At 63.0% G+C, this 19409-nt stretch carries 19 protein-coding genes; 9 read left to right on the forward strand and 10 right to left on the reverse strand.

Annotated elements, in window-relative coordinates; genetic code table 11:
- Positions 1-116: 116 nt before the first annotated feature.
- The 5 genes from NKH78_RS04925 to mnmE all read right to left on the reverse strand — a co-directional run bounded on the left by NKH78_RS04925 (position 117) and on the right by mnmE (position 6132).
- Positions 117-998 (reverse strand): ParB/RepB/Spo0J family partition protein, encoded by an 882-nt coding sequence (locus tag NKH78_RS04925; protein ID WP_352491256.1) that lies wholly within the window; start codon positions 996-998, stop codon positions 117-119.
- A gap of 45 nt (positions 999-1043) precedes the next feature.
- The gene (locus tag NKH78_RS04930) at positions 1044-1844 is read right to left on the reverse strand and encodes a ParA family protein (RefSeq protein ID WP_352737883.1); all 801 of its coding nucleotides are present in this window, start codon (positions 1842-1844) and stop codon (positions 1044-1046) included.
- Between the two features lie 51 nt (positions 1845-1895).
- The gene (gene rsmG, locus NKH78_RS04935) at positions 1896-2537 is read right to left on the reverse strand and encodes a 16S rRNA (guanine(527)-N(7))-methyltransferase RsmG (protein ID WP_352737882.1); all 642 of its coding nucleotides are present in this window, start codon (positions 2535-2537) and stop codon (positions 1896-1898) included.
- Entirely contained in the window at positions 2534-4423 is a 1890-nt protein-coding gene (gene mnmG / locus NKH78_RS04940) for a tRNA uridine-5-carboxymethylaminomethyl(34) synthesis enzyme MnmG (protein ID WP_352737881.1), read from the reverse strand. Before mnmG ends, rsmG begins: the two co-directional genes overlap by 4 nt.
- Positions 4424-4803: 380 nt before the next feature.
- Complete coding sequence (mnmE, locus tag NKH78_RS04945) at positions 4804-6132, reverse strand: tRNA uridine-5-carboxymethylaminomethyl(34) synthesis GTPase MnmE (RefSeq protein ID WP_352737880.1); 1329 nt, start codon at positions 6130-6132, stop codon at positions 4804-4806.
- Positions 6133-6191: 59 nt separating this feature from the next.
- Here mnmE and NKH78_RS04950 point away from each other — a divergent pair, with 59 nt between their 5' ends.
- On the forward strand, positions 6192-8216 hold the full coding sequence (locus tag NKH78_RS04950) for a thioredoxin domain-containing protein (RefSeq protein ID WP_352737879.1): 2025 nt from the start codon (positions 6192-6194) through the stop codon (positions 8214-8216).
- Between the two features lie 174 nt (positions 8217-8390).
- Here the strand turns inward: NKH78_RS04950 and rho are convergent, their stop codons facing one another.
- The 3 genes from rho to hemE all read right to left on the reverse strand — a co-directional run bounded on the left by rho (position 8391) and on the right by hemE (position 11399).
- A complete protein-coding gene (gene rho / locus NKH78_RS04955; RefSeq protein WP_023675925.1) occupies positions 8391-9656 on the reverse strand; it encodes a transcription termination factor Rho in 1266 nt (421 codons plus the stop codon).
- A 166-nt stretch (positions 9657-9822) separates the two neighbouring features.
- Positions 9823-10365 (reverse strand): protoporphyrinogen oxidase HemJ, encoded by a 543-nt coding sequence (gene hemJ / locus NKH78_RS04960; protein ID WP_352882531.1) that lies wholly within the window; start codon positions 10363-10365, stop codon positions 9823-9825.
- A gap of 5 nt (positions 10366-10370) precedes the next feature.
- The gene (hemE, locus tag NKH78_RS04965; protein ID WP_352882145.1) at positions 10371-11399 is read right to left on the reverse strand and encodes a uroporphyrinogen decarboxylase; all 1029 of its coding nucleotides are present in this window, start codon (positions 11397-11399) and stop codon (positions 10371-10373) included.
- Positions 11400-11800: 401 nt separating this feature from the next.
- On the opposite strand from hemE, the gene NKH78_RS04970 reads away from it, so the two are divergent.
- From NKH78_RS04970 to dnaQ, 5 genes are all read left to right on the forward strand, one after another.
- Complete coding sequence (locus NKH78_RS04970) at positions 11801-12619, forward strand: pyruvate, water dikinase regulatory protein (protein WP_254817949.1); 819 nt, start codon at positions 11801-11803, stop codon at positions 12617-12619.
- A gap of 171 nt (positions 12620-12790) precedes the next feature.
- The gene (locus NKH78_RS04975; protein ID WP_352882148.1) at positions 12791-13390 is read left to right on the forward strand and encodes a Maf-like protein; all 600 of its coding nucleotides are present in this window, start codon (positions 12791-12793) and stop codon (positions 13388-13390) included.
- Positions 13383-14225: a shikimate dehydrogenase gene (locus NKH78_RS04980; protein WP_352882151.1), complete on the forward strand. Its 843-nt coding sequence runs from the start codon at positions 13383-13385 to the stop codon at positions 14223-14225. Before NKH78_RS04975 ends, NKH78_RS04980 begins: the two co-directional genes overlap by 8 nt.
- Complete coding sequence (coaE, locus tag NKH78_RS04985) at positions 14222-14824, forward strand: dephospho-CoA kinase (protein ID WP_352882154.1); 603 nt, start codon at positions 14222-14224, stop codon at positions 14822-14824. Before NKH78_RS04980 ends, coaE begins: the two co-directional genes overlap by 4 nt.
- An 86-nt stretch (positions 14825-14910) precedes the next feature.
- Positions 14911-15630, forward strand: a complete 720-nt coding sequence (gene dnaQ, locus NKH78_RS04990) for a DNA polymerase III subunit epsilon (RefSeq protein WP_352802257.1) — start codon at positions 14911-14913, stop codon at positions 15628-15630.
- Positions 15631-15724: 94 nt separating this feature from the next.
- Here dnaQ and secB read toward each other — a convergent pair whose 3' ends face one another.
- Together secB and NKH78_RS05000 are read right to left on the reverse strand one after the other, a co-directional pair.
- Positions 15725-16225 carry a protein-export chaperone SecB gene (gene secB / locus NKH78_RS04995; protein WP_254817954.1) on the reverse strand — a complete coding sequence of 167 codons (501 nt, stop codon included), beginning with the start codon at positions 16223-16225 and terminating at the stop codon, positions 15725-15727.
- A 113-nt stretch (positions 16226-16338) separates the two neighbouring features.
- A complete protein-coding gene (locus NKH78_RS05000) occupies positions 16339-16830 on the reverse strand; it encodes an FxsA family protein (RefSeq protein WP_352882157.1) in 492 nt (163 codons plus the stop codon).
- A 198-nt stretch (positions 16831-17028) separates the two neighbouring features.
- Between NKH78_RS05000 and NKH78_RS05005 the strand changes: the two genes are divergently transcribed.
- From NKH78_RS05005 to NKH78_RS05015, 3 genes are read left to right on the forward strand one after another with little or no spacing between them, the layout of a single operon-like run.
- A complete protein-coding gene (locus tag NKH78_RS05005) occupies positions 17029-17736 on the forward strand; it encodes a Tim44/TimA family putative adaptor protein (protein ID WP_352476801.1) in 708 nt (235 codons plus the stop codon).
- A 23-nt stretch (positions 17737-17759) separates the two neighbouring features.
- The gene (mltA, locus tag NKH78_RS05010; RefSeq protein ID WP_352882161.1) at positions 17760-18866 is read left to right on the forward strand and encodes a murein transglycosylase A; all 1107 of its coding nucleotides are present in this window, start codon (positions 17760-17762) and stop codon (positions 18864-18866) included.
- Positions 18863-19399: a Smr/MutS family protein gene (locus NKH78_RS05015; protein WP_352882164.1), complete on the forward strand. Its 537-nt coding sequence runs from the start codon at positions 18863-18865 to the stop codon at positions 19397-19399. Before mltA ends, NKH78_RS05015 begins: the two co-directional genes overlap by 4 nt.
- Positions 19400-19409: the final 10 nt, after the last annotated feature.

Below are 19409 nucleotides of genomic sequence, written 5' to 3' on the forward strand. Positions count from 1 at the left end.
CCTTCTGGCCTGCCGGCCATCTCCCCCTCAAGGGGGGAGATTAACTACTTCGACGATTTCGCCAATCACCGCACGGCAGCAAAAATCTTATTTGCCGGCTAATTTTAGCAACCTACCTACTCCCGCTTCAGCCTTCGGCAAAGCTCGTCGAGCTGCTCCAGCGTCCGGTAGGCGACGCTGATCACGCCGCCGCGCTGGTTGTGCTCGATCGTGACAATCATGCCGATCGTGCTGGTCATCAGCCGCTCCAGCGCCAGCGTGTCGGCATCCTTTTGCGGCGGTGCGGCGGGCTGGCGTTTTGCCGACGGCGCGCCGACCGGCAGCTGCGCCAAGGCCTCGGCCTGGCGCACCGAAAGCCCCTCATCGATGATCCGCTTGGCAAGCCCGGCCGGGTCGTTGGCCGTCACCAGGGTACGGGCGTGGCCGGCAGAGAGCGCCCCGTCGACCAGCATGTCGCGGATGACGTCGGGCAGCTTGAGCAGTCTCAACGTGTTGGCGACATGGCTGCGGCTCTTGCCGATCACCTGGCCGAGATCGGCCTGGGTATAGCCATGGTCGTCGATCAGCTGCTGGTAGCCGAGCGCCTCCTCGACCGGGTTGAGGTCGGTGCGCTGGACGTTTTCGATGATCGCCAGTTCGAGCGCCGTGCGATCGTTGACGTCGCGCACGATAATCGGGATTTCGGTCAGCCCGGCGCGTTGCGCCGCACGCCAGCGTCGCTCGCCGGCGATGATCTCATAGCGGCCCGGCTGGGTTTTCGACGGCCGCGCCACCACCGGCTGCACCACGCCATGTTCGCGGATGGACTGGGCGAGGTCGGTCAGGTCGGCGTCGCCAAAATGCCGGCGCGGGTTTTTCGGGTTAGGGCTGAGGAACTCGATCGGCACCTTGCCGTCGGCCGCCAACCCGGGCTTTTCCGGTGCCGCCGGGCGATCGATTTCGCCGATCAGGGCCGCCAGTCCCCGTCCCAGTCTTTTCCTCGAAGGGTCTTCGTTCATCGTCCGTCCAGATCGTTTCGGTATCGAATCGCTTGTTGGTTACTGCTAGGCGGCACGCAATTTGCGCTCGCGGCGGATGACTTCCGAAGCAAGCTGCAGATAGGCCTGGCTGCCCGAACATTTGAGGTCGTAGAGAATCGCCGGCTTGCCGTAGGACGGCGCCTCGGAAACGCGGACATTGCGCGGGATGACGGTTTCATAGACCTTGTCGCCCATATGCGCCCGCACATCCTGCACCACCTGGTTGGCGAGATTGTTGCGCCCGTCAAACATGGTTAGCACGATGCCCTGGATCGTCAGGTCGGGGTTGATCGAACGGCGCACCTGCTCGACCGTCTCCAAAAGCTGGCTCAGGCCCTCCAGCGCGAAAAACTCGCACTGCAGCGGCACCAGCACCGAATCTGCCGCAGCCATCGAATTCAGTGTCAGCAGGTTGAGCGAGGGCGGGCAATCGATCAGCACATAGCCGAAATTGGCCGAGCGCGCGGCCGAAGCCCGCAGCGCGTTGCGCAGCCGCAGCACCCGATCCGGCGCCGAGGCGATTTCCATCTCGATGCCGAGCAGGTCGAGCGTCGACGGCACGATCGACAGGCCAGGCACCGCCGTCGGGATTGCCGCCGCTTCGAGGTCCAGTTCGCCGGTCAGCACATCATAGGAGGAGACCATGCGGTCGCGCCGGTCAATGCCGAGCCCGGTGCTGGCGTTGCCCTGCGGGTCGAGGTCGACGATCAGCACCTGTTCGCCTATGGCCGCCAGTGCGGTGGCCAGATTGATGGCCGTCGTCGTCTTGCCGACGCCGCCCTTCTGGTTGGCGACGGTGATGATTCGGGGGCCGTTCTTCATCATGGGTCTATGCCAGAAATTCATTTGGGCCAGAGATTCATTGGGGGTCGCCGGTCACAAGCCAGGGTGCGGTCGCAAGTCGGATACTTCGAGAATGACGCCCTGCGCGTCGGTTGCACTGGCATGTTCTACCAGATCGAAAGACCATCGTTGAGCGCTTTCTGCCACTTCGGCGCGGTAATCCCGGCCTTTGTGAAACAGGCCATGCGACCCCTTGGTTAGCCACGGCGCCGCCAGGTCGAGCAAGTCAGGCAGCGATGCGAGTGCCCTGGCTGTGACGATTTGCGGTGCAGGAACAAGCGGATAGCTATCGTCGATGCGGCGCGCGATGACCGTGGCGGGCAGATTGAACTGTCCGACCACCGTTTGCAGGAACGATGCTTTTTTCCGGTTGCTTTCAACAAGATCGATGCCGGCGCCTTCCCGCTCGGCAAGCAAAAATGCCAGCACGAGGCCGGGAAACCCGCCGCCGGAGCCCAGATCGACCCAGCGCTTCGCCTCTGGTTTGATTCGCGCCAGCTGCGCGCTGTCGAGGATGTGGCGGCGCCAGACATCGTCCTGCGTCGATTGCGCGGCCAGATTGATCCGGCGGTTCCATTTCTGGAAGACGGCCTCGAACGCGACCAGGCGATCGAATGTTTCACGTGAAACCGGGCCTGCTGCCTCTTGCAGGTTTGCCCAGGACGCAGCGCTCACGCGACCTGCTTTCGCGCAGCCGCCTCGGCATTGCGCACATGGGCGACGATAATCGCCAGCGCCGCCGGCGTCATGCCTTCCATACGCTGCGCATCGGCAATGGAGCGCGGCTGGCGTGCCAGCATCTTCTGCTTCAATTCATTGGACAGGCCGGGAACAGAGGCAAAGTCGAGCGATTCGGGAATCAGCCGGCTCTCTTCATGCCTGATCTGCGAGACGTCAGCCCGCTGGCGGTCGAGATAGACAGAATATTTAGCTTCCGTTTCAAGACGTTCGGCCGTTTTGCTGTCGATCGCCGCGAAAGCCGGTTCGATGCGCGCCAGCCAGGCGATGTCGACGCCCGGATAGGCCAGCAACTCATAGGCCGAGCGACGGACGCCGTCCCGGTTGATTTCGAGCCCATGGCGCGCTGCCTCATTGGGGGTCATGGTGGTGCCGAGGGCGAGGTGTCGCGCCTTCTCAAGGTCTTGCACGACATTGTTGAACCGCTGCATCCGCTCCGGCGAGGCAATCCCCAGCCTTATCGCCAGTGGCGTCAGCCGCTCATCGGCGTTGTCGGCTCGCAGCGATAGCCGGAACTCGGCCCGCGAGGTGAACATGCGGTACGGTTCGGCGATGCCGCGGCTGGTCAAATCGTCGACCATCACGCCGATATAGGCTTCGGTGCGGCTGAGCACGATTTCCTCGCTCGCCGACGCCTTGCGCGCTGCATTCAAGCCGGCAAGCAGCCCTTGCGCGCCGGCCTCCTCGTAGCCGGTGGTGCCGTTGATCTGGCCGGCGAGGAAAAGGCCGGCGATCCGCCTGGTTTCCAGCGTTGGCTTGAGCTCGCGTGGATCGACATGGTCATACTCGATGGCATAGCCCGGCTGCAGCATGGTTGCCCGCTCCAGCCCCCGAATGGTCTTCAGGATGTCGAGTTGTACGTCCTCGGGCAGCGAGGTCGAAATGCCGTTCGGGTAGACCGTGTCGTCGTCCAGCCCTTCCGGCTCCAGAAAGATCTGGTGGCCGTCACGATCGCCGAATTTGACGATCTTGTCTTCGATCGACGGGCAATAGCGCGGCCCGACGCCTTCGATCGACCCCGAATACATGGCCGAGCGGCCGAGATTGGCGCGAATCAGCTCGTGCGTTGCATTGGTCGTTCGGGTAATGCCGCAATGGATCTGCGGATTTTCGATGCGCGCGGTGAGCAGCGAGAACGGCACGGGGTCCTCGTCCGCCGCCTGGCTCTCCAGCGACGCCCAATCGATCGTCCTGCCGTCCAGCCGCGGCGGCGTGCCGGTCTTCAGCCGCCCGAGCTTGAAGCCGGCGCGGCTCATCGTCGCCGACAGGCCGACGCTCGCCTGCTCGTTCATGCGGCCGGCGACGATCTTCTTCTCGCCGATATGGATCAGCCCGCGCAAGAAAGTGCCGGTCGTCAGCACCACGGCGCCGCAGGCGAACCTGCTTCCATCCGCCAGCAGCACCGCCGCGATGCGTCCGTCGTCGATTTCCCCGTCGTTGATTTCGAAATCCAGGACCTCGCCCTCGACCACGTCGAGGCCAGCCTGTTCGCGAATCGCCGCCTGCATGGCGAGCCGATAGAGTTTTCTGTCGGCCTGCGTCCGTGGCCCGCGCACCGCCGGTCCTTTGCGGCGGTTGAGCAAACGGAACTGGATGCCGGCCGCATCGGCAACGCGGCCCATCAGCCCGTCCATGGCGTCGATCTCACGAACCAGATGGCCCTTGCCGAGGCCGCCGATCGCCGGATTGCAGGACATCACGCCGATCGTGTCGAAGCGCAGCGTCACCAGCGCCGTCCTGGCGCCAGCCCGCGCGGCCGCACTAGCCGCCTCGCACCCAGCATGGCCGCCACCCACCACCACCACATCGTAGCGATTGGTCATTTCAGAATCCCGAATTCAAGTGGACCGACACATGTCCCTGGAGGCACGCGCTGTCAAGGACGCAGGGCCTTCAGACGCATGACAGCCCCCGACAATGCAGACAGAGATCGCCTGGCGCCGCCCCTTTTCCTTCTCCCCTTGTGGGAGAAGGTGGATTGGCGCGCAGCGCCAAGACGGTTGAGGGGTGCTGGACGGAGTGCAGGTGATGCCAAGCTGGAACACCCCTCATCCGACCGAGCTTCGCTCGGCCATCTTCTCCCACAAGGGGAGAAGGGGAGACGCTACGAGCGAGATCGTTTCACGTGAAACAGTCCCCCTATTCCTGGGCCGTGTTTCACGTGAATCACCGCCGGTGCTCCTTCCCCTATGTTTCACGTGAGTCATTTCCCAATACAAAACTGCGAAAAAATCACATCGAGCATGTCTTCGACATCGACCGACCCGACGATTCGTCCGAGCCGATCCGCCGCCAGGCGCAGCTCCTCGGCCTGCAGTTCCCGGCCGCGATCACCACTGGCCACTGCTGCGAGCAGGAAGCGTTTCGTCTCATTGAGCAGCTCGACGTGCCGCTGCCGCGACGGCAGGATATCGCCGGCCTTGCCGATCTGGGCTGCGGCACGACGCCCGACCTCGTCCAGCAATTCGGCCAGATCCGTGCCGTCCCGCGTCGAGATGGCGAAATCAAAGTGCGCCGTGGGCGAGGGTGACTTGCCTCCCAACAGGTCAATTTTTGTTCCGACCCTCAGCGCCGGAATGCCGCTCGGCACCACACCGATCGCGATTGGCTCCGCCAGATCCTCCAGCAGCAACAGCAGATCAGCGCTGTGCGCCTTGGTCCTGGCCTTCTCTATGCCGATCGCCTCGATCTTGCCGGGCGCCTCGCGCAGACCGGCGGTGTCGGTTACCCTGACCCGCACCCCTTCCAGGTCCAGTACCACCTCGAGCAGGTCGCGGGTCGTGCCGGGCTCGTCGGTGACGATGGCCGCTTCGCGCCGCGCCAAGGCGTTGAACAGGCTGGATTTGCCGGCATTCGGCGCGCCAAGGATGACGACTTCGAACCCGTCGCGGATGATTTCGGCGGCACGAAAGCCGGCGACATGACGCTCGATTTCGTCGATCATGGCCTGAACATCGGACCAGACCGTATCGGCGACCGAACCCGGCACGTCGTCCTCGTCGGCAAAATCAATCTCGGCCTCGATCATCGCCCGGGCGTGGATCAGCCGTCGGCGCCAGCCCAGATAGAGTTCGCTCTGCACGCCCTGAGCGTTGCGAACGGCAAAGCGCCGCTGCGCTTCGGTTTCGGCGTTGATGAGATCGGCCAGCGCCTCGGCCTCGACCAGATCGAGCTTGCCGTTGAGAAAGGCGCGGCGGGTGAATTCGCCAGGCTCGGCATGCCTGACGCCGTCGAAGGAGGCGATGGTTTCCAGCATCCTCGCCACGACGGCGCGGCCGCCATGCACGTGGAACTCGGCGACGTCCTCGCCGGTGAAACTGTCGGGCCCGGCAAAGAAGACAACCAGGCCGCTGTCCAGCACCGATCCGTCCGGCGCCCGGAGCTTGCGATAGGTGGCCACGCGGTTCGGCACGGTCGATCCGGAAATCGTTTCGACAACGAATCGACTCTGCGGCCCGGAAATCCGGATCACCGCAATGCCGGCCGGCAGGCGCCCGCTCGACAGCGCTACGATGGAGTCTTTCAAAATCATTTGCCCGCTCTGCCGAAGCGCCCTAGCTATGCCTGTTCAATCCGCTATCGAGTAGCGCCGTGACATTGCCTGCACAAAACCTGCTTGCCGAAGAGGCCAGCCCCTATCTGCAGCAGCACAGCGGCAATCCGGTGCACTGGCGGCCGTGGTCGCCCGCCGCTCTGGCCGAAGCAAAGGCGCTCGAGCGTCCGATCCTGCTCTCTGTCGGCTACGCCGCGTGCCATTGGTGCCACGTCATGGCGCATGAGAGCTTCGAGAACGACGACGTCGCCGCCGTCATGAACCGTCTCTTCGTCAATATCAAGGTCGACCGCGAGGAGCGGCCCGACATCGACCAGATCTATATGGCGGCATTGTCCTCGATGGGCGAGCAAGGCGGCTGGCCGCTGACCATGTTCCTGACGCCGGACGGCAAGCCGTTCTGGGGCGGCACTTACTTTCCGCGCGAGGCCCGCTACGGCCGGCCGGGCTTCGTCCAGGTGCTCGAGGCGGTCGACAAGGCTTGGCGGGAGAAGAAAGAAAGCGTTAACCAAAGTGCCGACGGCTTGAGCACGCATGTCGAGACGCGGCTGGCGGGCAGCCGTGCCAAGGCCGTGCTCGACAGCGGCATGCTGGCAAAGTTCGCCAACGGCATTGACGGCATGATCGACCGCGAGCTGGGCGGCCTGCGCGGCGCGCCGAAATTCCCCAACGCGCCCTTCATGCAGAGCCTCTGGCTGTCCTGGCTGCGCGATGGCACCGCATCCCACCGCGACGCCGTTCTCCTCAGCCTCGAAAAGATGCTGGCCGGCGGCATCTACGACCATATTGGCGGCGGACTCAGCCGCTACTCGACCGACGCCGGATGGCTGGTGCCGCATTTCGAAAAAATGCTCTATGACAATGCCCAGCTCATCCGCTTGTGCAATTGGGCCTATGCGTCAACCGGCAAGGAATTGTTCCGGCTGCGAATCGAAGACACGATTGCCTGGCTGTTGCGCGAAATGCGGGTCGAGGGCGGTGCCTTTGCTGCCAGCCTCGATGCCGATAGCGAGGGCAAGGAGGGGTTGTTCTACACCTGGAGCAGGGATGAAATCGAGACCGCCCTTGGCTACGAATCAGCCTTGTTTTTCAAATACTTCACACTTGCCGACCCGCATGGCTGGGAAGGCAAGCCGATCATCCACCAAACCGAAGCCCAGCAGATACAAAGCGTCGTCGATCGTGACCTTTTGGTTCCGCCCAAGCAAAGGCTGCTGGCAGCGAGGGAACAGCGCGTTCGGCCCGGGCGTGACGGCAAGGCCCTGACCGACTGGAACGGCTTGACGATCGCAGCCCTTGCCGAGGCCGGACGATCGCTTGGCCGATCCGACTGGATCGAAGCGGCGGAAGCGGCCTTTGCCGCCATTGCCGCCATTGCGGCTGCCTCACGTGACGGCCGCCTGCCGCATTCGATGCTCGGCGCAAAGAAGTTGTTTCCGGCTCTGTCGAGCGACTATGCCGCCATGGCCAACGCCGCCATCTCGCTGTTCGAGGCGACCGGCAATCCCGACTATATCGATCGCGCCGGGAACTTCATTGAGCAACTCGATCTTTGGCACCGGGACAGCGACAAGACCGGCTACTATCTGACCGCGTCCGACAGCGCGGATGTGCCGATCCGCATCCGCGGCGATGTCGACGAAGCCATTCCTTCCGCTACCGGCCAGATCATCGAAGCCCTGGTCCGATTGTCGTCGCTTTCGGGCGATCTCGATCTCTGGGAAAAAGCCTGGACAGTCGCCGAGCATGCCGCCGGGCGGGCCGAGCACCAGCCCTATGGCCAGGCGGGTATAGTCAATGCCTGTACCTTGGCGTTCGAGCCGTTGAAATTGGTGATCGTGGATAGATCTGAGAATTCAAGGCTTGTTCCGGTTGCGAATCGAAATCCGGACCCGCGCCGGGTGGACATCGTCGTGCCTGTCGGCTCTGCGACAAACCTGCCGACGCTGCCAGGCGGCGTCCTGCCACCAACCGAAAAGCCCGGCGCCTGGCTCTGCACCGGCCAGGTCTGCCTGCCAGTGATAACGGAAGCTGAGGAGCTGGAACGGATGCTGCGGCGGTGATGGACCTGACGCTCCGTCCCTTCTCCCTTGTGGGAGAAGGTGGATCGGCGCTAAGCGCCGAGACGGTTGAGGGGTGTTGGAAGAAATGAGGCGATGCCAAGCTGGAGCACCCTCATCCGACCGAGCTTCGCTCGGCAACCTTCTCCCACAAGGGAGAAGGGAAGGCCCGCAACCCTACGTGTTCATCGAATCGAAGAAATCCGCATTGGTCTTGGTCTGCTTGAGCTTGTCGATCAGGAACTCGATGGCGTCGGTTGTTCCCATCGGCGCTAGGATGCGGCGCAGCACGAAGATCTTCTGCAGGTCCTGGCGCGGAACCAGAAGGTCCTCCTTGCGGGTGCCGGACTTGAGGATGTCCATGGCCGGGTATATGCGCTTGTCCGCCACCTTGCGGTCGAGCACGATTTCCGAATTGCCGGTGCCCTTGAACTCTTCGAAGATGACTTCGTCCATGCGGCTGCCGGTGTCGATCAGCGCGGTGGCGATGATGGTCAGCGAACCGCCTTCCTCGATATTGCGGGCAGCACCGAAGAAGCGCTTCGGCCGTTGCAGCGCGTTGGCGTCGACACCGCCGGTCAGCACCTTGCCGGATGACGGCACGACGGTGTTGTAGGCGCGGCCGAGGCGGGTGATCGAATCCAGCAGGATGACGACGTCGCGGCCGTGCTCGACGAGGCGCTTGGCCTTCTCGATGACCATTTCGGCAACCTGGACGTGGCGAACCGCCGGCTCGTCGAAGGTCGAGGAGACGACCTCCCCCTTCACCGAGCGCTGCATGTCGGTGACTTCCTCCGGCCGCTCGTCGATCAGAAGCACGATCAGGTAGCATTCCGGGTGGTTGGTAGTGATCGAATGGGCGATGTTCTGCAACAGCACCGTCTTGCCGGTGCGCGGCTGCGCCACGATCAGGGCGCGCTGGCCCTTGCCGAGCGGCGCCACCAGGTCGATGACGCGCGCCGAAATATCCTTGGAGGTCGGAACCTCCATCTCCATCTTCAGCCGCGAGGTCGGATAAAGCGGCGTCAGATTGTCGAAATGGATCTTGTGGCGGATTTTTTCAGGGTCGTCGAAATTGATCGTGTTGACCTTGAGTAGCGCAAAATAGCGCTCGCCCTCTTTCGGGCTGCGGATCGGCCCTTCGACCGTATCGCCGGTCTTCAGTGAGAACCGCCGGATCTGCGATGGTGAAATGTAGATATCGTCGGGGCCTGGCAGGTAGTTGGCATTGGCGGAGCGCAGGAAGCCAAAACCGTCCTGCAGCACTTCGACGACGCCGTCGCCGATGATCTCGATATCCTGGGTCGCCAGTCTCTTCAGGATTGCGAACATCAGCTCCTGCTTGCGCATGACGCTGGCGTTCTCGACCTCGAGCGATTCCGCATAAGCGATCAGCTCTGGTGGTTTCTTGTTCTTGAACTCTGTGAGCTTCATTTCTTGCATCATTAGACGGACTCTGAGTAAGCTTTGGGAAAAATATCGGCGGGATGCGACAAATGCCGGGCGCGGCCGAAGCGATAAATGGGCGGCGCATGACGGGAAGGAAGACCCGTCTTTTATCGTCGGTCGGTTGAAAGAGCAAGCCGCCTTTTGCGGGCAACCGAGGACGTCAGAACGGTTTTACGATAACCAGGACGACGATGACGATCATCAGCAATGTAGGGATCTCATTGACGATCCGCCAGTGCCTTGCCGATTTTTCATTGCGGTCTTCGGCAAATTTGCGGACGGCGCCGGCGAGATAGCCATGCACGGCCGACAGACCAACCACCGCAGCGATCTTGGCATGCAGCCAGCCGCCCTGAAAACCAAAGCCTTTCCAGGCGAGCCACAGGCCGAATGCCCAGGTAATCACCATTGCCGGATTGATGATGCCGCGCAGCAGGCGGCGCTCCATCACCTTGAAAGTCTCCGACTGGACGGAGCCTTTTTCGGCATCGGCATGATAGACCAGCAAGCGCGGCAGATAGAGCATGCCCGCCATCCAGGAGATGACGGCAATCACATGGATCGCCTTCGCCCAGGGATAGAAATCATCGGGCCCGAAGAAAAACAGCAGCCCAGCCAGCACCAGGAAGATGGCGATCGCAATTGCCGCGCGGCGCATCGCCCCTCGACCGCTGTTGGTGCTGTTCGCATTGTCTGCGCCCATCATCGTCACGATGCGCTCCGCACCAGTTTCATCATCTGCTCGACATGCGCCAGCGGCGTCTCCGGCGTGATGCCGTGGCCGAGGTTGAAGATCAGTGGTCCGTCGCCCAGCGCCTTCAGGATCGCCGCTACGCCGTCGGCAAGCGCCTTGCCGCCGGCTACAAGCCTCAGCGGATCGAGATTGCCCTGCACGGCGCCGTCGCGCTGCAATTCCTTCGCCGTCGACAAGGGCACGGTCCAGTCGAGGCCCAGCCCGGTCACGCCGGTCTTCTGGCGATAGCTTCGATAGTGATCTCCCGCGCCCTTGGGAAAGCCGATGATCGGAACGTTGGGATGGACAGCCTTCACTTGCCGGACGATCTCGGCCACCGGCTCGACGCAGAACAATTCGAAAGACGCTTCGTCGAGCACGCCTGACCACGAATCGAAGATCTGCACGACATCGGCGCCGGCTTCGATCTGGCGGATCAGATAGGCAGCCGAATGATCGGCGAGCACCTTCAGCAGCCGAAGAAAGGCCGCCGGCTCGCGATAGGCGAACAGCCTGGCCGGGGCCTGGTCGGGCGTACCGTGGCCGGCAATCATGTAGGTCGCCACTGTCCAGGGCGCACCGCAGAAGCCGATCAGCGTCGTTTCATCGGGCAGTCTGGCGCGCAATCGCCGCACCGTCTCGTAGACCGGCTCGAGATTCACGTGAAACGTTTCGCCGTCGAGAGCCTCGATCTCCACAGCCGTGATCGGCGTCAGCAGCGGGCCGCGTCCTTCCTCGAAGCGCACGTCGCGGCCGAGCGCATGCGGCACGACAAGGATGTCGGAAAACAGGATCGATGCATCGAAGCCGAAGCGTTCGATCGGCTGCAGCGTCACTTCGACGGCGAGATCCGGGTCGTAACAAAGATCGAGGAAGGATCCGGCCCGCCTCCTCGTCTCCCGGTATTCCGGCAGATAGCGGCCGGCCTGGCGCATCATCCAGACCGGTGGCGGAAACACCGTCTTGCCTCTCAACACGTCCAGCACGATCCGGTCTTGAGGCATTGAGCGCTAGCCTTTCCAGGCTTCCCTATAATTAAATATTCTATGTTTAGGAATCTTATGATTCTAAGAGTCTGTTGGTTGTGGTGGTTGTCTCCTGTCCCGCTTTGCTCTGGAAAAGACCAGCCAGCATATTGTCGCGCGCTTCTCCAGCGGGATTGCAGGACTTTGTGGAAAACCGCGAATTTACGACTGGAGTCAATGCGTTGCCGCCACGCCAGGGAAATTGCCCCTGTGGATGAAGCGAAGGCAAAAAGCTCCGTCCCCGGACTTGTCCCCAATCGCCCGGAGAAGCCGACAGCACATCGAATTGTGGACAAACCGGCATCTGATACAGTCGCTTTGCGGTGGCCGAGTTTTCCGCCCGGCTTATCCACATCGGCCCACAGCCTGGAATGTATCCTGTGAACAAACCGCAAAGCTTCTTTCATCTCCACCTGATTTCCGACGCGACCGGCGAAACGCTGCTGGCTGCCGGCCGCGCGGCTTCCGCGCAATACAAGGATGCGCGCGCCATCGAACATATCTATCCGCTCATTCGCACCGAAAAGCAGGTGACGAAGGTGTTCGAGGACATCGAAGAGGAGCCAGGCATCATCCTCTACACGGTGGTCGACCAGAAGCTTGCCCGCGGCATTGACGAACGCTGCGCGGCCATGGGCCTGCCCTGCGTCTCGGTGCTGGAACCGGTGCTGACGGTGTTCCAGTCCTATCTCGGCACGCCTGCCGGCCGACGCGTCGGTGCCCAGCATGTGCTGGACGCCGAATATTTCCGCCGCATCGACGCGCTCAACTTCACCATGGAGCATGACGATGGCCAGCTGCCGGCCAATATGGATGATGCCGACATCGTGCTCGTCGGCATCTCCCGCACCTCGAAGACGCCGACCAGCATCTATCTCGCCAATCGCGGCATCAAGACCGCCAACATCCCGATCGTGCTCGGCGTGCCGGTGCCCGAAAGCCTGGTCAATGCCACGCGGCCGCTGATCGTCGGCTTGGTCGCCACCGCCGAACGGATCTCGCAGGTCCGGCAGAACCGCATTCTCGGCACCAGCGCCTACGAACCGACCGACTATGTCGACCGTGCCGCGATCGCCGAAGAGCTCGCCTATGCCCGCCAGATATGCACGCGGCATGGCTGGCCGATGATCGACGTCAGCCGCCGTTCGATCGAGGAGACGGCGGCGGCCATCGTTGCCCTGCGCGGCAAGACGCGGTAGGGCATGTCGATATTCAGGTGATGCCGGCCTGCGAACGGCGGTTTCCTGCGCTTCCGGTACTCACGGACCCAAATGTCCGCTCCGTTCCGGTTCTCGGAACCCACCATTCTCTGCTCGGCCTGACCTGAATCCCGACACACCCTAGTGAGCGCCAGGAAACGGGCGAAAAAAATGACCGAAAAAATCATCCTTGCCTCAGGCAGCCAGTTCCGCAAGGCGCTGCTCGTCAATGCAGGCATCACTGTCGAAGCGGTTCCGGCTTCTGTCGATGAGCGCGCGCTGGAGGCGCCGCTGCAGAATAGTGGCGTGTCGCCGGAGGACGTCGCCCTGGTGCTCGCCGAAGCCAAGGCCACCGAAGTCAGCGAGCGCAGGCCCGGCGCCCTGGTGCTCGGCTGCGACCAGACGCTGTCGCTCGGCGACGAGTTGTTCCACAAGCCGGCCGACATGGAAGGAGCGCGCCGTCATCTGGTGGCGCTGTCGGGCAAGACGCATCATCTCAACAGCGCCGTCGTGCTCGCCCGTGACGGCCAGGTTCTGTGGCGGCATGTCGGCATCGCCAGTCTGACCATGCGCAAGCTCGATCCGGCCTTCATCGGCCGCCATCTGGCGCGCGTCGGCGCCAAGGCGTTGTCCAGCGTCGGCGCCTACCAGATCGAAGGCGAAGGCATCCAGCTATTCGAAAAAATCGAAGGCGACTATTTTACCATTGTCGGCCTGCCACTCTTGCCAGTGCTGGCCAAGCTGCGTGAGTTCGGGGCGATCGATGGCTGAGGCCTCGAAAAAAGCCTTCGTCACCGGCCACCCGATCGCCCATTCCAGGTCTCCGAAGATCCACGGCCACTGGCTGACGAAATACGGCATCGACGGCGTCTACGAGGCTATTGACGTTGCACCGGAGGCCTTTGCCGAATTTCTGCAGACGCTGGAGGCACAAGGCTATCGCGGCGGCAACGTCACCATCCCGCACAAGGAAGCCGCCTTCGCTTTGGCCGAGCGGCGTGACGCCGACGCCGAACAGATCGGTGCGGTCAATACGCTGTGGTTCGAGAATGGCGAATTGTGGGGCGGCAACACCGATGCCCATGGCTTTACCGCCAATCTGGACGAATATGCACCGGGCTGGGCGACCAACGGCCCCGCCGTGGTGCTCGGTGCCGGCGGCGCCGCTCGCGCGGTCATCCATGCGCTGAAGCAGTGCGGCATCAACGATATCCGCATCGTCAACCGGACGCTTGCGAGGGCGCAGGAACTGCGCGACCGCTTCGGTACCGGCGTCTCCGCCCATGGCATGGCGGCGACCGGCGAATTCCTCGAAGATGCCGGCCTGCTGGTCAACACGACGGCGCTCGGCATGCATGGCAATGAAGGCCTGTCCGCGGATCCGGGCAGACTGCCGGACCGCGCCATCGTCACCGACATCGTCTACGTGCCGCTGGAGACGCCGCTGCTTGCCACCGCCAAAGCGCGCGGCCTGAGAACCGTCGATGGGCTCGGCATGCTGCTGCACCAGGCGGTGCCCGGCTTCGAACGCTGGTTCGGCATCAGGCCACAAGTCACCGCCGAACTGCGGCAAATAATTATTGCCGATATCGGCGCGATAAAATGATCGTGCTCGGCCTCACCGGATCGATCGGCATGGGTAAGTCGACCACGGCCAAGATGTTTGCCGAAGCCGGCGTGCCGGTCCATGATTCCGACGAGGCTGTGCATCGCCTTTATGCCGGCAAGGCCGCGCCCTTGGTCGAGGCGGCCTTTCCCGGCACCACCAGATCCGGTGCGGTCGACCGCGCGGCACTGGCGGAGCGGGTGCTCGGCGACGCCCCCGCGCTGCAACGGCTGGAAGCGATCATCCATCCGCTGGTCCGTGCCGATGCCGATGCGTTCCTGGCTGAAAATCGTGCCGCCGGCGCGCCGCTTGCCGTGCTCGATATACCGCTGCTGTTCGAGACCGGCGGCGGGAACCGCGTCGACAAGGTCGTGGTCGTCACCGCGCCGCCTGAAGTTCAGCGCGCCCGCGTGCTGGCGCGTCCGGGCATGAATGAGGAGAAACTGGCGTCGATCCTGGCCAGGCAGGTTCCCGACGCCGAAAAGCGCCGGCGCGCCGACTTTGTCATTGACACTGGTCAGGGCTTTGACGCCGCTCGCGCGGCCGTCAAGGCCATCATCGCCGAACTAGTCGTGGATAAGGCAGCCAGGCCTGGTTAAGAGGCTTGCAGACCCACATTAGTGGTTGCCATTTTGTTCCTGGTGTGATTCGGCTAGAATGATGCCGGCACCAGTGGACTGATTCGATGCGTGAGATCATCTTCGATACGGAAACCACCGGCCTCGACACGCGCGAGGACCGCGTCATCGAGCTTGGCGGCGTCGAGTTGGTCAACCGTTTCCCGACCGGCCGAACCTTCCACAAATATATCAACCCGCAAGGCCGCCAGATACATCACGAGGCGCAGGCCGTGCACGGCATCAGCGCCGCCGATCTAGTCGGCAAGCCGACTTTCATGGAGATCGCCGAGGAGTTTCTGGCCTTCATCGACGGCGCCAAACTGGTCGCGCACAATGCCGGCTTCGACATCGGCTTCCTCAATCTCGAATTCGGCCGGCTTGGTCATCCGGCCATCGATCCGGGACGGATCGTCGACACGCTGGCGCTGGCGCGCCGCAAGCATCCGATGGGCCCCAATTCGCTCGACGCGCTCTGCCGCCGCTATGGCATCGACAACGGCCGCCGCACCAAGCACGGCGCGCTGCTCGATTCGGAATTGCTGGCCGAGGTCTATATCGAGCTCATCGGTGGCAAGCAGGCAAGCCTTATCCTCGACAGCATCCTGACTCCGACGGGCGGCAGGCAGAATGTCGAAGACATCGATATTTCGATCGGCGTCAGGCCGATCGCCTTGCCGTCGCGCCTGACCGACGCCGAGCGCACCGCGCACGCGGGCATGGTTGGCACATTGGGCGAAAAGGCGCTCTGGCTGCGCGTCGCCCAGGAAGCGAGTTCCGCGGCGTAGTGATTTTGACAGGACAGAGGGGGGCGCTGTCCCGCCGACGTCTCAAACAAAAAACCCGGCGCGAGGCCGGGTTTTCAAACGCTAGCAGCCGCGCTCAGCTCACCTTGACCTTGGCGGCAGCCTGGTCCTCTGCCAGCTTCTGCTGGAACATCTGCGCGAAATCGATCGGGTCCAGCATCAGCGGCGGGAAGCCGCCGTTGCGTGTTGCCTCGGCAATGATCTGCCGCGCGAACGGGAACAGCAGCCGCGGGCATTCGATGAACAGGATCGGCAGCATGTGCTCCTGCGGGAAGCCGCTGATGGCGAAGACGCCGCCATAGACCAGTTCGACATTGAACAGCACTTCCTGGTCGAACGACGCTTTTGCGTTCAGCGTCAAATTGACGTCGAACTGCTTGTCCGAAAGCGGGTTGGCGTTGACGTTGACGTTGATGGCGATGCCGGGAGCCTTGTCGCGACCGCGCAACGAGTTCGGTGCACCGGGGCTTTCGAAGGACAGGTCCTTCACATATTGCGCAAGCACGTTGAGCGAAGGCTGCGCCGCATTTCCATTACCGTTGGCTGCGCCGGTCGGCGCGTCGTCGTTGCTGGCCATAAGCTGTGGTCCTTTTGCCTGGGCAGCGTTGCTGACCGGATTGAAATTCGGGCGTTCGCTATCATGGCCGGCCCGACAAGACAAGTTTGCAAAAGACGCTGGTTGCCTTGCGGCTACTCGTCCTTGAGGCGGCGCCAGGGAGAATCCGGTCCGCGCGTATGGTCGTCGGCACGCGAATAGTCGCCGTCGTCGAGATCGATGACCTTGCCGCGTTGCCTTGCCCGCAAACCACTGCTGAGATCGGTGGCAAGCACGATGCGGCCTTTCAGCATCCGCCAGGCAAGATCGCGCACTGGCGGCAGGAACAGCAGAATGCCGAAAATATCCGAGATGAAGCCGGGGATGATCAAAAGGATCGCGGCCAGCACGATCATGGCGCCATGCGCAAGCTGGCCGCTCGGATCACGCCCGGCGTCCATTTCGGCACGTACCCTGACCATGACGCCAAAACCCTGGTGTCGAAGGAGCAAGGCGCCGGCGACGCTCGAGGCCAGCACCAGCCCGACCGTCGCCAGCGCGCCGATCTGGCGGCCGACAATGACGAAACCGGCTATCTCCAGCAGCGGAAGCGCGAGAATGAACAGGGGAAACAGCGAGATACGCAAATCTTGACCGATCGTTTCGATGTTTTGCCGGCCGGCGAGCAATCGCCGCTGGCACCAGAGCTGTTAGATAGGTATGGCTGCCTTTGATTTGAATGATTGCGCCATGCGTTCTATATGCTTTGGATACCGAACGCTATGTGATCGCGGCCCGTGCTTGGCCGCTGGTCCGGCCAAAGCAGGGATTGATCGGCGCAAGATATGGGCTTCTTCGACTTCGGCACGATTTTCTTTCTGATTGCGGCGGTGGTGATCTTCTTCCAGCTGCGCAACGTGCTTGGCCGACGCACGGGCAACGAGCGCCCGCCCTTCGATCCATATACGGCAGCGCGCAAAAACGACAAGGATGCCGCCCAGAAACCCGAGAACGTGGTTTCGCTGCCGCGCAAGCGCCTGACAGGAGAACCGGCGGCCGACACCTATGCGGCGATCGATGCCTTTGCCAAGCCCGACACCGATCTCAACCGGGGCCTGCGGGCGATCAAGGACAATGATCCGACGTTCGACCCGAAGACCTTCGTCGACGGCGCAAAGATGGCTTATGAGATGATCGTCATGGCCTACGCCGATGGCGACCGCAAAACCTTGAAGAACCTTTTGTCGCGCGAGGTCTATGACGGCTTCGTCGCGGCCATCGGCGACCGTGAGGCGAAAGCCGAAAAGATCCAGTCCTCCTTCGTCGGCATCGACAAGGCCGACATCGTTTCGGCCGAGATGAAGGGAAGCGAGGCCCACATCACGCTGCGCATCGTCAGCGAGCTGATTTCGGCGACCCGCGACAAGGCCGGCGCTGTCATCGACGGCGATCCCGAGACCGTCGCCGAGGTCAAGGACGTCTGGACCTTCGCCCGCGACACGCGCTCGCGCGATCCGAACTGGAAGCTCGTCGCCACCGAAGAAGAAGAGTGAACTGGACGGCGGCGGAGGCTGTCGTGTCGCTTTCTCGAGCCTTCCGCGAAAAATCCTTTGGCGAATTGCCGGGCTGGGGTGAGGACGACCATCTCCCTGCCTTTGACGCCTTTCGCCGCTCGGCCTTTCATATCCTGACCAAACCCTACCGCTCCGGCGCGCTCGGCGTCGACTACAATGGCTTTGCCGATGCCTATGCCGAAGCGCGTACCGTTTCGTCGCCGAATCGGTTGCAGGCACGAAGCTTTTTCGAGCGCCATTTCGTTCCGGCCCGTATCGATGCCGAAGATGGTGGTCCGGGCCTGGTAACCGGCTTTTATGAGCCGCAGGTCGAAGCCTCGCCGGTGCGCACGGAACGATTTTCGGTGCCGTTGCTGGCGCGCCCGGCCGACCTGGTCGACATCGACGACGGCAATCGTCCTTCCGGCTTGGATCCTTATCTCGCCTTCGCTCGTGCGGCGGCGAATGGCCCGGTCGAATATTTCGACCGCGGCGAGATCGAACGCGGCGCGCTTGCCGGAAAAGGGCTGGAAATCGCCTGGCTCGCCGACAAGGTCGACGCCTTCTTCATTCACGTGCAGGGCGCGGCACGGCTCAACATGACCGATGGCAGGCTTCGCCGCATCACCTATGCCGCCAAATCCGGCCAGCGCTTTACCGGACCGGGCAAGATCCTGAGCGAGGAAGGCGAGATCCCGCCGGAGAAGGTGACGATGCAGTCGATCCGTGCCTGGTTCAAGGCGCATCCGGAGCGGGTCGACGAGACCCTGTGGCGCAACCGCTCCTATATCTTCTTCCGCGAAACGGGCGTCGATGACCGGGAGCTCGGCCCGATTGCTGCCGCCAAGGTGCCGCTGACACCCGGCCGCTCGATCGCCGTCGACCGGCTGCTGCACACGTTCGGCACACCCTTCCATATCGATGCGCCATCGCTGACCGTCTTCGACGGAAAACCGTTCCGGCGGCTGATGATCGCGCAGGACACCGGCTCGGCGATCACCGGCCCGGCCCGCGGTGATTTGTTTGCCGGGTCGGGCGAAGCGGCGGGCGAGATCGCCGGCGTTATCCGCAACGCCGCCGATTTTTATGCGCTGATCCCCCGGTCGCTGGTTTCAGGAGCAGGCCGATGACCCGGCGCATCGACAGGCTGAGCGAGGACGACCGGGTGCTGTGGAACCTGGTGGCGCGCACGGCAAAACCGCTGAAGGGTAGAACCGCCGTCGAAATTCCACACGTTGGGCCGGAGATCGACGAGACCAGGCAGGCGCCGCCGCCGGCACAGGGCGCGGGCAATCCTGCCGCGGCCGCAAAGCCGAAGGCGCAGCATGTCTCCCACGCGCTCGACGAACCGACGCTGGACAAGCTGTCGAACGGCCGGCTGCCGATCGAGGGCCGCGTCGACCTGCATGGCCTGACCCAGGACGAAGCCTATTCGCTGCTGTTTTCCTTCCTGTGCCGGGCGCATGCCGGCGGCATCCGCTACGTCCTGGTGATCACCGGCAAGGGCTCTTCGTCGGGCGGTGATGGCGTCTTGCGGCGCGCCGTGCCGTCATGGCTGTCGACACCCGCTTTCCGGCCCCTCGTCTCCAGCCACGATCATGCCGCCCGCAAACATGGCGGCTCGGGTGCGCTCTATGTCCGCTTGCGGCGGGCGCGCTCATGAGGACATGCCG

It is taken from the genome of Mesorhizobium sp. M0910, assembly GCF_040319465.1.
In the GTDB taxonomy this organism is placed as follows: Bacteria; Pseudomonadota; Alphaproteobacteria; order Rhizobiales; family Rhizobiaceae; genus Mesorhizobium.

What these genes read in the sequence shown, in the direction of transcription:
- hemJ (WP_352882531.1), bottom strand. Translation starts at nt 10,365, where the DNA reads ATGGGCGCAGACAATGCGAACAGCACCAACAGCGGTCGAGGGGCGATG.
- NKH78_RS05015 (WP_352882164.1), top strand. Translation starts at nt 18,863, where the DNA reads ATGACCCGGCGCATCGACAGGCTGAGCGAGGACGACCGGGTGCTGTGG.
- mnmE (WP_352737880.1), bottom strand. Translation starts at nt 6,132, where the DNA reads ATGATTTTGAAAGACTCCATCGTAGCGCTGTCGAGCGGGCGCCTGCCG.
- coaE (WP_352882154.1), top strand. Translation starts at nt 14,222, where the DNA reads ATGATCGTGCTCGGCCTCACCGGATCGATCGGCATGGGTAAGTCGACC.
- NKH78_RS04980 (WP_352882151.1), top strand. Translation starts at nt 13,383, where the DNA reads ATGGCTGAGGCCTCGAAAAAAGCCTTCGTCACCGGCCACCCGATCGCC.
- hemE (WP_352882145.1), bottom strand. Translation starts at nt 11,399, where the DNA reads ATGCCTCAAGACCGGATCGTGCTGGACGTGTTGAGAGGCAAGACGGTG.
- rho (WP_023675925.1), bottom strand. Translation starts at nt 9,656, where the DNA reads ATGCAAGAAATGAAGCTCACAGAGTTCAAGAACAAGAAACCACCAGAG.
- NKH78_RS04925 (WP_352491256.1), bottom strand. Translation starts at nt 998, where the DNA reads ATGAACGAAGACCCTTCGAGGAAAAGACTGGGACGGGGACTGGCGGCC.
- secB (WP_254817954.1), bottom strand. Translation starts at nt 16,225, where the DNA reads ATGGCCAGCAACGACGACGCGCCGACCGGCGCAGCCAACGGTAATGGA.
- NKH78_RS04975 (WP_352882148.1), top strand. Translation starts at nt 12,791, where the DNA reads ATGACCGAAAAAATCATCCTTGCCTCAGGCAGCCAGTTCCGCAAGGCG.
- NKH78_RS04930 (WP_352737883.1), bottom strand. Translation starts at nt 1,844, where the DNA reads ATGATGAAGAACGGCCCCCGAATCATCACCGTCGCCAACCAGAAGGGC.
- mnmG (WP_352737881.1), bottom strand. Translation starts at nt 4,423, where the DNA reads ATGACCAATCGCTACGATGTGGTGGTGGTGGGTGGCGGCCATGCTGGG.
- NKH78_RS05005 (WP_352476801.1), top strand. Translation starts at nt 17,029, where the DNA reads ATGGGCTTCTTCGACTTCGGCACGATTTTCTTTCTGATTGCGGCGGTG.
- dnaQ (WP_352802257.1), top strand. Translation starts at nt 14,911, where the DNA reads ATGCGTGAGATCATCTTCGATACGGAAACCACCGGCCTCGACACGCGC.